General features: G+C 68.8%; 10 protein-coding genes. 4 read left to right on the top strand and 6 right to left on the bottom strand.

Annotated features, from left to right (window positions below; genetic code table 11):
- Positions 1–21 precede the first annotated feature (21 nt).
- The 4 genes from ACNFJ7_RS11220 to ACNFJ7_RS11205 all read right to left on the bottom strand — a co-directional run bounded on the left by ACNFJ7_RS11220 (position 22) and on the right by ACNFJ7_RS11205 (position 4,676).
- Positions 22–942 carry an alpha/beta hydrolase gene (locus tag ACNFJ7_RS11220; RefSeq protein ID WP_019370890.1) on the bottom strand — a complete coding sequence of 307 codons (921 nt, stop codon included), beginning with the start codon at positions 940–942 and terminating at the stop codon, positions 22–24.
- A gap of 118 nt (positions 943–1,060) precedes the next feature.
- Positions 1,061–2,380: a dihydrolipoamide acetyltransferase family protein gene (locus ACNFJ7_RS11215; RefSeq protein WP_019370889.1), complete on the bottom strand. Its 1,320-nt coding sequence runs from the start codon at positions 2,378–2,380 to the stop codon at positions 1,061–1,063.
- Between the two features lie 5 nt (positions 2,381–2,385).
- Entirely contained in the window at positions 2,386–3,390 is a 1,005-nt protein-coding gene (locus ACNFJ7_RS11210; RefSeq protein ID WP_019370888.1) for an alpha-ketoacid dehydrogenase subunit beta, read from the bottom strand.
- A gap of 14 nt (positions 3,391–3,404) precedes the next feature.
- Entirely contained in the window at positions 3,405–4,676 is a 1,272-nt protein-coding gene (locus tag ACNFJ7_RS11205) for a 3-methyl-2-oxobutanoate dehydrogenase (2-methylpropanoyl-transferring) subunit alpha (RefSeq protein ID WP_019370887.1), read from the bottom strand.
- A gap of 247 nt (positions 4,677–4,923) precedes the next feature.
- Here ACNFJ7_RS11205 and ACNFJ7_RS11200 point away from each other — a divergent pair, with 247 nt between their 5' ends.
- Positions 4,924–5,637, top strand: a complete 714-nt coding sequence (locus tag ACNFJ7_RS11200; protein ID WP_019370886.1) for an ImuA family protein — start codon at positions 4,924–4,926, stop codon at positions 5,635–5,637.
- A gap of 237 nt (positions 5,638–5,874) precedes the next feature.
- Here ACNFJ7_RS11200 and ACNFJ7_RS11195 read toward each other — a convergent pair whose 3' ends face one another.
- Complete coding sequence (locus ACNFJ7_RS11195; protein WP_419724221.1) at positions 5,875–6,057, bottom strand: hypothetical protein; 183 nt, start codon at positions 6,055–6,057, stop codon at positions 5,875–5,877.
- Between the two features lie 268 nt (positions 6,058–6,325).
- Between ACNFJ7_RS11195 and ACNFJ7_RS11190 the strand changes: the two genes are divergently transcribed.
- The 3 genes from ACNFJ7_RS11190 to ACNFJ7_RS11180 all read left to right on the top strand — a co-directional run bounded on the left by ACNFJ7_RS11190 (position 6,326) and on the right by ACNFJ7_RS11180 (position 11,735).
- Positions 6,326–7,756, top strand: a complete 1,431-nt coding sequence (locus ACNFJ7_RS11190) for a DUF6504 family protein (RefSeq protein ID WP_419724220.1) — start codon at positions 6,326–6,328, stop codon at positions 7,754–7,756.
- 5 nt (positions 7,757–7,761) lie between these two features.
- The gene (locus ACNFJ7_RS11185; RefSeq protein WP_019370298.1) at positions 7,762–11,196 is read left to right on the top strand and encodes an error-prone DNA polymerase; all 3,435 of its coding nucleotides are present in this window, start codon (positions 7,762–7,764) and stop codon (positions 11,194–11,196) included.
- A 62-nt stretch (positions 11,197–11,258) separates the two neighbouring features.
- Positions 11,259–11,735, top strand: coding sequence for a 2'-5' RNA ligase family protein (locus tag ACNFJ7_RS11180; protein WP_419724219.1), 477 nt, complete (start codon positions 11,259–11,261; stop codon positions 11,733–11,735).
- A 21-nt stretch (positions 11,736–11,756) separates the two neighbouring features.
- Here ACNFJ7_RS11180 and ACNFJ7_RS11175 read toward each other — a convergent pair whose 3' ends face one another.
- Positions 11,757–12,764, bottom strand: coding sequence for a fumarylacetoacetate hydrolase family protein (locus tag ACNFJ7_RS11175; protein WP_058805450.1), 1,008 nt, complete (start codon positions 12,762–12,764; stop codon positions 11,757–11,759).
- Positions 12,765–12,869 lie beyond the last annotated feature (105 nt).

Here is a 12,869-nt window from a genome sequence, read left to right as displayed (position 1 = left end):
CTGCGACCAAGCTCCCTCGCATCAGGCGGCTGGCTTCATCCAGTCGTGCATCGTCATCCAGCGGGCGAACGCATCGAACCACCCGGTGCTGGTGGTCTTCTTCGGATACATGCCGAAGCCGTGGCCGCCCTGTTCGAACAGATGGAATTCCACCGGCCGCTTGGCGTTGCGCCAGCTTTCGATCAGGCCGAACCCGCCATTGCCGAAAAATGGATCGTCCGCAGCAATGGCCACGAACATCGGTGGTGCATCAGCGGGGACAGGCATGGAGGCGAGCGGACCATAGACGTTGCCGATAAAGGCCGGCTTGGCGTCTTGCCCGGTCATCGCCGTGGCGATGGTGAGCATCGCACCGGCGGAAAAGCCGATCATGCCGATCCGATCGGGGTTCACATGCCATTCCCCGGCACGGCGGCGGATCAGCGCAAAGGCGGCGCGGGCATCGGCCACCTGTGTGGCGATGCCTGCCATCATCGCCGCGGGATCGGGCCGCGCCGGTCGCGCGCCGGAGAATCGATCGCGCATGAAGTTTTCATAGGCCGCGAGGTCCTGCGGCGACTGGTTCAGCCGATATTTCAGCACGAAGGCAGCGACACCGCGCGCGGCAAGCGCCTTGGCGACATCCCAGCCTTCATTCTCCATCGACAGCGTCACGAAGCCGCCGCCGGGCGCTACGACAACAGCCGTACCGTTTGCCTTGGCGGGATCGGGCAGGAACGGGGTAAGCGTGGCAACGGTGACATTGCGGGCGAAAACGCTGCCATATTGGCTGTGCCAGGATTCGCTGGCCTTCGCGTCCGGCAGCGGGCCGGTGCCGAGCTCGATCGCACCCGGCTGTGCCGGGATCGCGATAGCGTTCATCTTGTCATTCTGGGCCAGCGCCATGCCCGGTGCGGCGACCGCGAGTGCTGCGGCGAAGACGGGCGCGTAAAATCGTTTCATGCAAACCTCCCCAGCTTGTCGATTCCCGACTCGTTAACGCTACCATCATGGCGGCGGAGGGAGGTTTGTCCAATGATTCCGATGCTGCACTGCAAGGGCGCAGCATCGGAATCGACGGCTAGTCTGCGAATAGCAGGACCGGCGTCTCCAGCAGCTTCTTCACTGCCTGGACGAAGCTTGCCGCATCCCAGCCGTCGACGACGCGGTGGTCGCAGCTGATCGAGAGGTTCATCAGCTTGGCGCGGACGATGTCGTCGCCGTGGAAGACGGGGCGCTCGACGATCTTGTTGGGGCCGATGATCGCCACTTCCGGCCGGTTGATCACCGGCGTCGTCGCGATGCCGCCGAGCGGCCCGAGCGAAGTGACGGTGAGGGTGGAGCCGCTCAGCTCCTGCGACGTCGCCTTGCCGGTGCGTGCGGCCTCGGCGAGGCGGGTGATCTCGCTCGCCAGCTGCCAGACATTCCGGTCCTGCGCGTCGCGGATCACCGGCACCATCAGCCCGGCATCGGTCTGCGTCGCCATGCCGAGATGGACGCGGCCATGGCGAGTGACCACCCCGGCCTCGTCGTCATAGCGGGCGTTGAGCATCGGGAAGTCGGGGAGGGTGCGGCACAAGGCGACGATCAGGAACGGCAGCATGGTCAGCTTCGGCCGCTGGCCGCGGTTGGCGTTGAGGTCGCCGCGCATCGCCTCCAGCGCGGTGACGTCGATCTCGTCGACATAGGTGAAGTGGGGGATCGCGCGCTTCGATGCGGCCATGTTCTCGGCGATGCGGCGGCGCATGCCGATCACCTTCACCGGCTGATCCTCGCGGGCGCGGCTGGCGTGGGGCGCGTGATAGCCCTGGCCGCCGCCATACCGCAGGAACGCGTCGAGATCGGCGTGGCGGAGGCGGTCGCCCTCGGCGGGCTTCACCTGCGCGAGGTCGATGCCGAGGTCCGCCGCGCGGGCGCGCACGGCGGGGGAGGCGAGGATCTTGGTCTCCTGCGCTCCCCCTCCCGCGTGCGGGAGGGGGCTGGGGGGTGGGCCCCCGGCCTCCCCGGGTGCATCGCTGATGGAGAGCGAGGGCCCACCCCCGACCCCTCCCGCAAGCGGGAGGGTAGCGCTGGCTTCAGCCTCGGTCGCTTCCTCAACACCAGGATTCTCGGCCCCGACCTGCTCCTCGACCGGCGTCTCCGTTTCGGCCCCAGCCTCGCCCTCGACCTCGATCACCATCAGCGCCGAGCCGATCGGCACCTGGTCGCCCACTTCGCCGGCGAGCTCGACCACCACGCCGGAGACGGGCGATTCCATCTCCACCGTGGCCTTGTCGGTCATCATGTCGGCGACCTGCTGGTCCTCTTCGATCCGGTCGCCGATCTTCACGTGCCAGGCGACGATCTCGGCCTCGGCAATGCCTTCGCCGATGTCCGGCAGACGAAAGGTAAAACGAGCCATGGGCGTCAGTCCTTGAGGAGTTTGTTGAGCGCCTCGCGGATCCGCACGGGACCCGGGAAATAGGCCCATTCGAGGCTGTGGGGATAGGGCGTGTCGAAGCCGGTGACGCGGGCGATCGGCGCTTCGAGATGGTAGAAGCAGCGCTCCTGCACCAGCGCCGAAAGCTCGGCGCCGAAGCCGGAGGTGCGCGTCGCCTCGTGGACGATCATGCAGCGTCCGGTCTTCTTGACCGAGGCTTCGATCGCCTCGATGTCGAGCGGCACCAAGGTGCGCAGGTCGAGGATCTCGGCATCGACGCCAAGTTCCTCGATCGTCGCGGCGACGACGTGGACCATCGTGCCGTAGCAGAGGATCGTCACCGCCTCGCCCTCGCGCACGGTCGCGGCCTTGCCGAGTTCGACGCGGTAATAGCCTTCGGGCACCTCGCTCGCCGGATGCGCGGTCCAGTTCTTGGCCGGGCGATCATAATGGCCGTCGAACGGGCCGTTATAGATGCGCTTGGGCTCGAGGAAGAGGACGGGATCATTGTCCTCGATCGCGGCGATCAGCAGGCCCTTGGCGTCATAGGGGGTGGACGGGATCACCGTCTTGATGCCTGAGACATGGGTGAAGATGCCCTCGGGCGACTGGCTGTGCGTCTGCCCGCCGAAGATGCCGCCGCCATAGGGCGAGCGCACCGTGATCGGCGCGGTGAAGTCGCCGTTGGAGCGGTAGCGGAGGCGTGCGGCTTCGGAGACGAGCTGGTCGAGCGCCGGGTAGATGTAATCGGCGAACTGGATCTCGGGCACGGGGCGCAGGCCATAGGCGCCCATGCCGATCGCCACGCCGATGATGCCGATCTCGGTGATCGGCGTGTCGAAGGCGCGGGTCTTGCCGTACTTGGCCTGGAGCCCGGCGGTCGCGCGGAACACGCCGCCGAAATAGCCGACATCCTCGCCCATCACGACGACCTGGTCATCGCGTTCCATCATCACGTCCATGGCGGAATTGATCGCCTGGATCATGTTCATCCGGGGAGTGTCGCTCATATCCCGGCCGCCTTGCGCTCGGCGATCATCTGGTCGCTCTGTTCCTTCAAATGCCAGGGTATCTCCTCGAAGACGCCCTCGAACATCGTCTCGAACGGCTGATGCATGCCGTGGCCGAGGATGCCGTTCTTCTCGGCTTCCTTCTGCGCGCGCTTCACCGTCTCGGCGAGCTCGAGGTCCATCGCCGCATGGCGTTCCTCGTCCCATTCCCCGAGGCCGATCAGATGGTCCTTCAGCCGCCGGATCGGATCGCCGAGCGGCCAGGCATTGGGCTCGCCGGCCGAGCGATAGGCGCTGGGATCGTCCGAAGTGGAATGGCCCTCGGCGCGGTAGGTGAAATGTTCGATCAGCGTCGGGCCCTGGTTGGTCCGCGCGCGCTCGGCCGCCCACTCCGTCGCCGCATAGACCGCCAGCGCATCATTGCCGTCGACGCGCAGCCCGGCGATACCATAGCCGATCGCGCGGGCGGCGAAGGTGGTCGCCTCGGCGCCGGCAAAGCCGGAGAAGCTCGAGATCGCCCACTGGTTGTTGACGACGTTGAAGATCACCGGGGCGCGGTAGACGGTCGCGAAGGTCAGCGCCGAGTGGAAGTCGCCTTCCGCGGTAGAGCCCTCGCCGCACCAGGTGGCGGCGATGCGGGTATCGCCGCGCGCCGCACTCGCCATCGCCCAGCCCACCGCCTGCGGATATTGCGTGGCGAGGTTGCCGGAGATCGAGAAGAAGCCGGTCTCCTTCGACGAATACATGATCGGCAGCTGGCGGCCCTGCAGCGGATCGCCTCGGTTGGAGTAGATCTGGTTCATCATCTCGACCAGCGGATAGCCGCGGGTGATCAGGATGCCCTGCTGGCGATAGCTGGGGAAGCACATGTCGTCGCCGGCCATCGCCAGCGCGGCGGAGACCGACACCGCCTCCTCGCCGGTGGACTTCATGTAGAAGCTGGTCTTCCCCTGGCGCTGGGCGCGGAACATGCGTTCGTCGAAGGCGCGGGTGAGCGCCATGCTGCGCAGCATCTTGCGCTTGGCTTCCGCATCGAGCCGCGGATCCCAGGGGCCCACGGCGTTGCCGGCGTCATCGAGGACGCGGATCAGGCCATAGGCGAGTTCGTGGAATCGATCGGCCGGCTCGGCGGTGTCCGGGCGGCGCGCGGCGCCGGCGGGGGGCACGACAAGGTCGCTGAAATCGGCCTCGTCACCGGGGCGAAAGCGCGGCTCGGGCACATGCAGCGATAGCGGCGGCAGGTTGGCGCGCGGGGCGTCCACCGTCATGGTCTCTCCATCAGATACGGCCGTGTCGCCACGGACAACGCACGAACTCGAATTGCGCAAGGCTGTTATAAAATTTCAACGCGCCTGTCGAGATGGGGCAGCAGGGCTGGCCTAAAAATTTGGGACACCGAGTCCGATTGACTCCCGCACCGATTGGAACAAAATAGGAACGAACGAGTCGGACCTGTCATCAACCCCCGAGCGAGTCGCCGTGCCCGATCCTGCCACTCTCGACCAGTTGCGCGCAATGCTTAGCGCCATCGACGGCACCGGATTCCGTCGGCGCCCGGTGCTGCCGTTCGGGCTGGAGCGGCTCGATTCGAAGCTGGCGGACGGGGGGCTGCGGCTCGATGCGCTGCACGAGATTGCCGGCGCCACGCCCGACCTGACCGACGATTGCGCCGCCACCATGTTCCTGGGCGGAGTCGCCGCGCGCTGCTGGGGCCCGGTGCTGTGGGTGGTGCGGCGGCGCGACCTGTTTGCCCCCGGGCTGTCGCAGGTCGGGCTCGATCCCAAGCGGGTGATCTATGCCGAGGCGCGCGACGACGACGAACTGCTCGCGATCATGGAAGAGGGGCTGCGCCATCGCGGCCTCGGCGCGGTGATCGGCGAAGTGAAGCGGCTGGCCATGCCGGCGACGCGGCGGCTGCAACTGGTGGCCGAGGGGGGCCGCACGATCGCCTTGCTGCTCAAGCGCCATGCGCGCGAGGGGAGCGATCCCTTGGGCGCGCCGTCCGCCGCGGTGACGCGCTGGCGGATCGGCTGCGCGCCTTCGGCACCGCTGCCGGTGGAGGGGGTCGGACGGCCGCGCTGGGAGCTGTCGCTGGCGCGGCAGCGTGGGGGGGAATCGTTCCAACTCTTGGTGGAGGCCTGCGATGCAACGGGTCGCTGCGCTCTTCCTGCCCCACTGGTCGCTCGACCGCGTGCGGCGGGCCGAGCGGCGCGCGCTGCCGCCGCCTGAGCGGGCGCACCAAGACGCAACTATTCAGGATCGCCCGGCTTCCGTTCCTGCCCCGCATGCGAGACAGGCTGACGCCACGCATGCGCATGCCATTGCCACCTGCGCTCCCCTTCCGCTTGCGGGAGGGGGCGGGGGAGGGGCTGATCTCAGCATAGTCCACCCCCTCCACGTCAGTCCCTCCCCCAGCCCCTCCCGCAAGCGGGAGGGGAGCGAAAGTGGCGAGCATCTCGCTTCCGTTCAGGCGCTCGCTTCCGCCGAACAGGAAGCGGCCTGCTCCGTCCAGCGCGGCGGCGGCTGGCGGCCCGGTGCGCGCTGGGCGCGGGCCGCCCGCGACGCCGCGATCGCCGCGCTCCCGCCGCACCAGCGGCCGCCGATGCGCGAGCTCGGCCGGCGCAGCGAAGCGGCGGACCATGCCTTCAAGCGGATGCGGCCCGACGAGGGCGGGGCGATGGCGGGGGTGGTTCGGCTGGCGCCAGCGGCGCGCGCTGCTGGGGCTGCGCCTGCCCCACAACCGTCATCCCGGCGAAAGCCGGGATCCATTCGCCTGGCGGTTTCGGCGCCTTCTTCGACGGAGAAGGTAATGGATCCCGGCTTTCGCCGGGATGACAAAGGGGGCGGGGGGGCTCCCCGAATCCTCTCCCGCCGCACCGGCAGCCGCAGCGAAGTCGCCGCGGCCTGCCCTGCCGCAATGACCGCGGGCATCCGCATCGGCATGGCGCTCACCCAGGCGCGCGCGCTGGTGCCGGAGCTCCGTGTCGACCCCGCCGATCCGGAAGGCGACCGCGCCGATCTTGAACGGCTGGCGCACAGCCTCGCCCGGCGCTGGTCGCCGAGCGTCACCATGGCCAGCGAGGACCTGCTGTTCCTCGACCTGACCGGTGTCGCCCATCTCCATGGCGGTGAGGCGCGGATGCTGCGCCGGCTGCATGCGCTGCTCGCTCGGCTGGGATTCGCCGCGAAGATTGCCGTTGCCGACACCCCCGGCGCCGCCTGGGCCTTCGCGCGCTTCCGGCCGGAAACGCTGCTCCTATGCCCGACCGGTGAGCATGGTGCCTGGCTCGCCCCGCTGCCGGTCGAGGCGCTGCGGCTGGAGGGCGATGCGCTCGACCTGCTCCACCGGCTCGGCGTCGACAGCATCGGCCAGCTCGCCGCGCTTCCCCGCGCGCCGTTGGTCCGCCGCTTCGGTACCACAATCGCCGCGCGGCTCGACCAGGCGCTGGGCCGTATTCCCGAACCGGTCGCCCCGGTCACCCCGCCCGAGCCGATCGCCGTCACCCAGCGCTTCGCCGAGCCGATCGCCACCCCCGAGGCGATCGCGCACTGGCTGGGCGACCTCGTCCGCCGCCTCGCCGAAGCGCTGGCGGAAGCCGGGCAGGGCGCGCGCCGAATCGGGCTGGTCGCCGACCGGGTCGACGGCGTGCCGCAGCGGATCGGCATCGGCCTCGCCCGCGCCAGCCGCGATCCCGCGCATCTGCTCCGCCTGCTCGCCCGCCGCATCGACAGCATCGAACCCGGCTATGGCCTCGATGCGATGACGCTGCATTTGCTGCGCAGCGAACCGCTGGGCGCGCTGCCGGTCGACGAGCGGCTGGATGCCGAGACGGTGCCCGATCTCGCGCCGCTGATCGACACGCTGGCGACGCGGATCGGCATGGCGCGGCTGTGGCGGATGCGGCCGGTGGAAAGCGATGTGCCCGAACGCTCGGCCGCCGCCCTCCCGCCGCTCGATCCGCCCGAGCGCGAAGCCCCGCCGCTCAAGGCCGACGATGTCCGCCAGCTCGATCGGCACGCTCCGCTGCCGCCCTGGCACCCCGAATGGCCCCGCCCGATCCGCCTGCTCCGCCGCCCCGAGCGGCTCGACCATGTCGTCGCGGCCCTCCCCGACCAGCCGCCGCGCCGCTTCACCTGGCGGGGCGAGCGGCACGAGGTGGTCCGCGCCGACGGGCCCGAGCGTATCCATGGCGAATGGTGGAAGCGCGCGGTGGAGACCCATGCCACGCGCGACTATTTCCGCGTCGAGGACGAGCGCGGCCGCCGCTACTGGCTGTTCCGCCAGGGCGATGGCGAGCGCCAAGTGACCGGCGATCTCAGCTGGTACCTGCACGGCCTGTTCGGGTGACGGCCATGTACAGCGAACTCCAGGTCACCAGCCATTATTCCTTCCTGCGCGGCGCCTCCGCGCCTTCCGAGCTGTTCGAGACGGCGGCGGCGTACGGCATGCCCGCGCTCGGCATTACCGATCACAACAGCGTCGGCGGGATCGTGCGCGGGCTGGTCGCGGCGGAAGAGACCGGCGTGCGGCTGGTCACCGGCTGCCGGCTGGACCTGACCGACGGCAGCGGCGTGCTGGTCTGGCCCGAGGATCTCGCCGCCTGGTCGCGGCTCACCCGGCTGCTCAGCATCGGCAAGGCGCGGGCGGATGCGCAGCATGGCGAGAAGGGGCAGTGCTTCCTCCATTGGGAGGATGTCGCGGGGCATGCCGACGGCCTCGTCGCCGCGCTGGTGCCCGGCATGGCGGATAGCGGCGACCCGGCGGCGCTGCGCTGGATGGCGGACGTGTTCGGGGATCGCGGCCATGTCACGCTCACCCGCCATCGCCGGCCGCAGGAGGCGGTGCGGCTGCACGGGCTGGCAGAGGCAGCCGTCGCGCATGGCCTGACCCCGCTCGCCACCGGCGACGTGCTCTACCACCATCCCGACCGGCGGATGCTGCACGACGTGATGACCGCGATCCGCCATACCACGACGGTCGACGATCTCGGCTTCCGCCGCGCCCGCAGTGCGGATCGGCACTTGAAGCCTCCGCACGAAATGGCGCGCCGCTTCGCCGCCTGGCCCGAGGCGCTGCAGGCGGTGGAGGCGGTGGTCGAGCGCTGCGCCTTCAATCCACGCGAGCTCGGCAGGCTCTATCGCTACCCCGACGAAGTGGTGATGTCCGGCCGCAGCCCGCAGGCGGCGCTGGCCAAGCTCGCCCGCGATGCGCTCGCCGCCAAGTTCCCGGAAGGGCCGCCGATCGAATATGCCGAGCTGCTCGAGAAGGAACTGGGGCTGGTCGAGAAATGCGGCTACGCGCCCTATTTCCTCACCGTCCATTCGATCGTCCGCTTCGCCCGCGCGCAGGAGATCCTGTGCCAGGGGCGGGGGAGTGCGGCCAATTCGCTGATCTGCTTCCTGCTCGGCGTCACCTCGATCGACCCGGTGGTGCATAAGCTGCTGTTCGAGCGGTTCATCTCCGAGGATCGCGACGAGCCCCCCGATATCGACGTCGATTTCGAGCATGAGCGGCGCGAGGAAGTGATCCAGTGGATCTACGAGACCTATGGCGCGCGCCACGCCGCACTCACCGCCGTGGTCAGTCGCTATCGCACAAGGGGGGCGGTGCGCGAGGTCGGCAAGGCGCTGGGGCTGTCTGAGGACGTGACCGCCGGGCTCGCGGGGCAGGTCTGGGGCTGGTCCAACGAAGGGGTGAGCGAGGCCGATGCCGCGGCGCTCAACCTCGATGCCAGCGAGCCGCGGCTGGCGCTGACGCTCGATCTCGCCCGCCAGCTGATCGGCACGCCCCGGCACCGTTCGCAGCACCCCGGCGGCTTCGTGCTGGCCCAGGCCAATCTCGACGAGATCGTGCCGATCGAGCCGGCGGCGATGGTCGACCGGCGGGTGATCGAATGGGAGAAGGACGATATCGAGACGCTCGGCCTGATGAAGGTCGACATTCTCGGGCTCGGCATGCTCGGCTGCATGCGGCGCGCGTTCGATCTGCTGGAGCAGCACAAGGGCGTGAAGCTGACGCTCGCTTCGGATGCGATGCAGGAGGATGATCCGGCCACCTTCGCGATGATTCAGAAGGCCGACACGCTCGGCACCTTCCAGATCGAGAGCCGGGCGCAGATGTCGATGCTGCCGCGGTTGAAGCCCAAGGAATTCTACGACCTCGTCATCCAGGTCGCGATCGTCCGGCCGGGGCCGATCCAGGGCGACATGGTGCATCCCTATCTGCGGCGGCGCGAGGGCAAGGAGGAGGTGGAATATCCCAGCGAGGAGCTGAAGGACGTGCTGGAGAAGACCTTCGGCGTGCCGCTGTTCCAGGAACAGGCGATGAAGGTCGCGATCGTCGGCGCGGGCTTCAAACCGGCCGAGGCCGATGCGCTGCGGCGGGCGATGGCGACGTTCAAGTCGACCGGCGGGGTCACGCACTTCAAGGAGAAGATGATCAGCGGGATGCTGAAGAAGGGCTACACGCAGGATTTCGCCGAACGCACCTTCAAGCAGATCGAGGGCTTCGGCAGCTATGGCTTTCCCGAGAGCCACGCGGCCAGCTTTGCCAAGATCGCCTATGCGTCGAGCTGGATGAAGTGCCACCATCCCGACATCTTCTGCGCGGCGCTGCTCAACGCCCAGCCGATGGGGTTCTATGCCCCGGCGCAGATCGTCCGCGACGCGCGCGAGCATGGGGTCGAGGTGCGCGCGGTATGCGTCAACGACAGCGACTGGGATACGCGGGTTCTAAGATCCTCCCCGGAACGGGGAGGGGGACCATGGGCGCCAGCCCATGGTGGAGGGGCCGCCGCGACACGCGGCGGTGAGCCCGAACGGCGCCGCACCACCGCGCCTGCGGCGCGGCCCCTCCACCCCTCGCCTTCGGCGAGCGGTCCCCCTCCCCGTTCCGGGGAGGAATTGCTTCCCCTCCGCCTCGGCATGCGGGTGGTGCAGGGCCTGTCCGCGCGCGATGCCGATGCGATTCTTGCCGCCCGCGCCGAGCGCCTCTTCACCTCGATCGAGGACGTCTGGCGCCGCGCCCGCGTCTCCCCCGCGGCACTGGAGAAGCTTGCGCGTGCCGATGGCTTCCGCTGCTTCGGCCAGGATCGCCGCCAGGCGCTCTGGGCGATCAAGGCGCTCGACCAGGCGCCGCTGCCGCTGTTCGCCGGGATCGAAGGCCCGATCCAGGCCGCCGAGCCCGCGGTGACGCTGACCCCGCTCACCGCCGGGCGCGAAGTGGTCGAGGATTACCGCGCCACCCAGCTGAGCCTGCGCGCGCACCCGCTCCATTTCCTGCGCGGCACGCTCGCGGCGCGGCGCATTCGGCCGTGCGGCGACCTCAAGACGCTCAAGGACGGCGCGCGGGTGGAGGTGGCCGGCATCGTGCTCGTCCGCCAGAAGCCGGGCAGCGCCAAGAGCATCTTCCTCACGCTGGAGGACGAGACCGGCATCGCCAACGCCATCGTCTGGCCGGCGCGCTTCGCGCTCTACCGCCCGATCATCCTCGCCGCGCCGATGATCGCGGTCCGCGGCCGCCTCCAGCGCGAAGGCGAGGTGCTGCACCTGATCGCCGAGACGATCACCGACCTTACCGACCTGCTGCGCAGCGTCGGCGCGATCGACCTGCCGCGCATGACGATGCCGGGCGATGGCGCGACGCATGGCGGCACGATCGATTCGCGTGATCGCAAGATCACTCGGTCGAGCGACCCTGCGCACGCCTATCCGAAGCAGCGAACGCCCGAGAGCTGGCCGTCTCGCCGCGAGGACATCATCCCGATCAAGTCGCACGATTTCCACTGATGGCTATGGTGCGACACCGACTGTTCTTCGCCTTCCCCATCGCAGCTGGCGTGCGCGATGCCATGGCGAGTCACCGTGACGGTCTGGGAGGGGCCAAGAGTATCGTTTCAGACGATCGCCTCCATATGACGCTGGCGATCACTGACGACTATCCGCAACTTTCGTGTCCTCAGGTCGACACGATGCTCGCGCTCGGATCGCATCTGGCCGCATCCCCTGTCCCGCTCCGCTTAGATCAGCTTTCCGGCGGTCCGGGCTCCGTCGCGCTTCGTCCATCCAAGCGCATCAAGGCGCTAACCGAGCTCACCGGCACGTTAAGCCACTGGATGACCGCTGCCGGACTGCTGCGACCCAGGTGGCGCTGCCATCCACACGTCACCCTGCTGTATCGCGCAGGTGAGGCTTTCACGCGCGCTGTCCACCCGATCTGCTGGATTACTACCGACGTCGTGCTGATCCACAGCATCGTCGGCGCGCACCGGCATATCGTGCTGGGCCGCTGGCCGCTGATCGAGCGGCAGGGCAGCTTCGCCTTCTGAAGCTGCCCCGCCGGCCGGAACTCAGCCCGCCACCACCGTCTGCTCGATCGTGCCGAAGATCGGGTGGTGCTTGTTGTCCTCCGCCCAGATGCGGATCGTGTCGCCGGCCTTGAGGAACGGCGTTTCCGCCGCGCCCCGCAGGATCGTCTCGACGGTACGGACCTCGGCCAGGCAGCAATAGCCCTTGCCGCCCTCGCCGATCGGCTTGCCGGGGCCGCCATCGGCATCACGGTTGGAGACGGTGCCCGATCCAATGATCGTGCCCGCGCCCAGCGCGCGCGTCTTCGCTGCATGGGCGATCAGCGTGCCGAAATCGAAGGTCATGTCCTCGCCCGCGTCGACGCGGCCAAAGGGCTTGCCGTTCAGGTCTACCATCAGCCTGCGGTGGAGCTTGCCGTCCTGCCACCAGTCGCCCAGCGCATCCGGGGTCACGAACACCGGCGAGAAGGCGCTGGCCGGCTTGGACTGGAAGAAGCCGAAGCCCTTGGCGAGCTCGCCTGGGATCAGGTTGCGCAGCGACACATCGTTGGTCAGGCCCACCAGCCGCACCGCCGCCAGCCCCTCTTCGCGGCTGGCGCCCAGCGGCACGTCGCCGGTGACGACCACCACTTCGGCCTCCAGGTCGCAGCCCCAGCTCTCGTCCTTGAGCGGGATCACGTCGCGCGGCCCCAGGAATCCGTCCGATCCGCCCTGGTACATCAGCGGATCCTGCCAGAAGCTCTCGGGCAGTTCGGCCCCGCGCGCCTGCCGCACGAGCGCGACATGGTTCACATAGGCAGAGCCGTCCGCCCACTGGTACGCCCGCGGCAAGGGCGCCGCCGCCTGGCGCTCGTGGAAGCGCATCATCGGGATCGCTTCATGCTCTAGATCGGTGGCGAGGTTGCGCAGGTCGCCCTCTACCCGGTCCCAATCGTCCAGTGCGGCCTGCAGCGTCGGGGCAATGTGGCTGGCATCGGCGCACCAGGCTAGATCGTTCGAGACGACGACGAGTTTGCCGTCGCGACCCTGTTTGAGGCTGGCTAGTTTCATTTGACACCATCTCCTTCGCGTCACGCCATAAAGCAACAGGGGCGGGGCGGGAACCTTTGCCGCATCTACGTATTTTGCCCAGCCGAGTTGACTTCGCGCGGGGCC

The organism is Sphingomonas sp. HT-1 (assembly GCF_048568905.1).
Classification (GTDB): domain Bacteria; phylum Pseudomonadota; class Alphaproteobacteria; order Sphingomonadales; family Sphingomonadaceae; genus Sphingomonas.
Note: the sequence above shows the minus strand (reverse complement) of the source record. Positions and strands in the feature narration are given on the sequence as shown.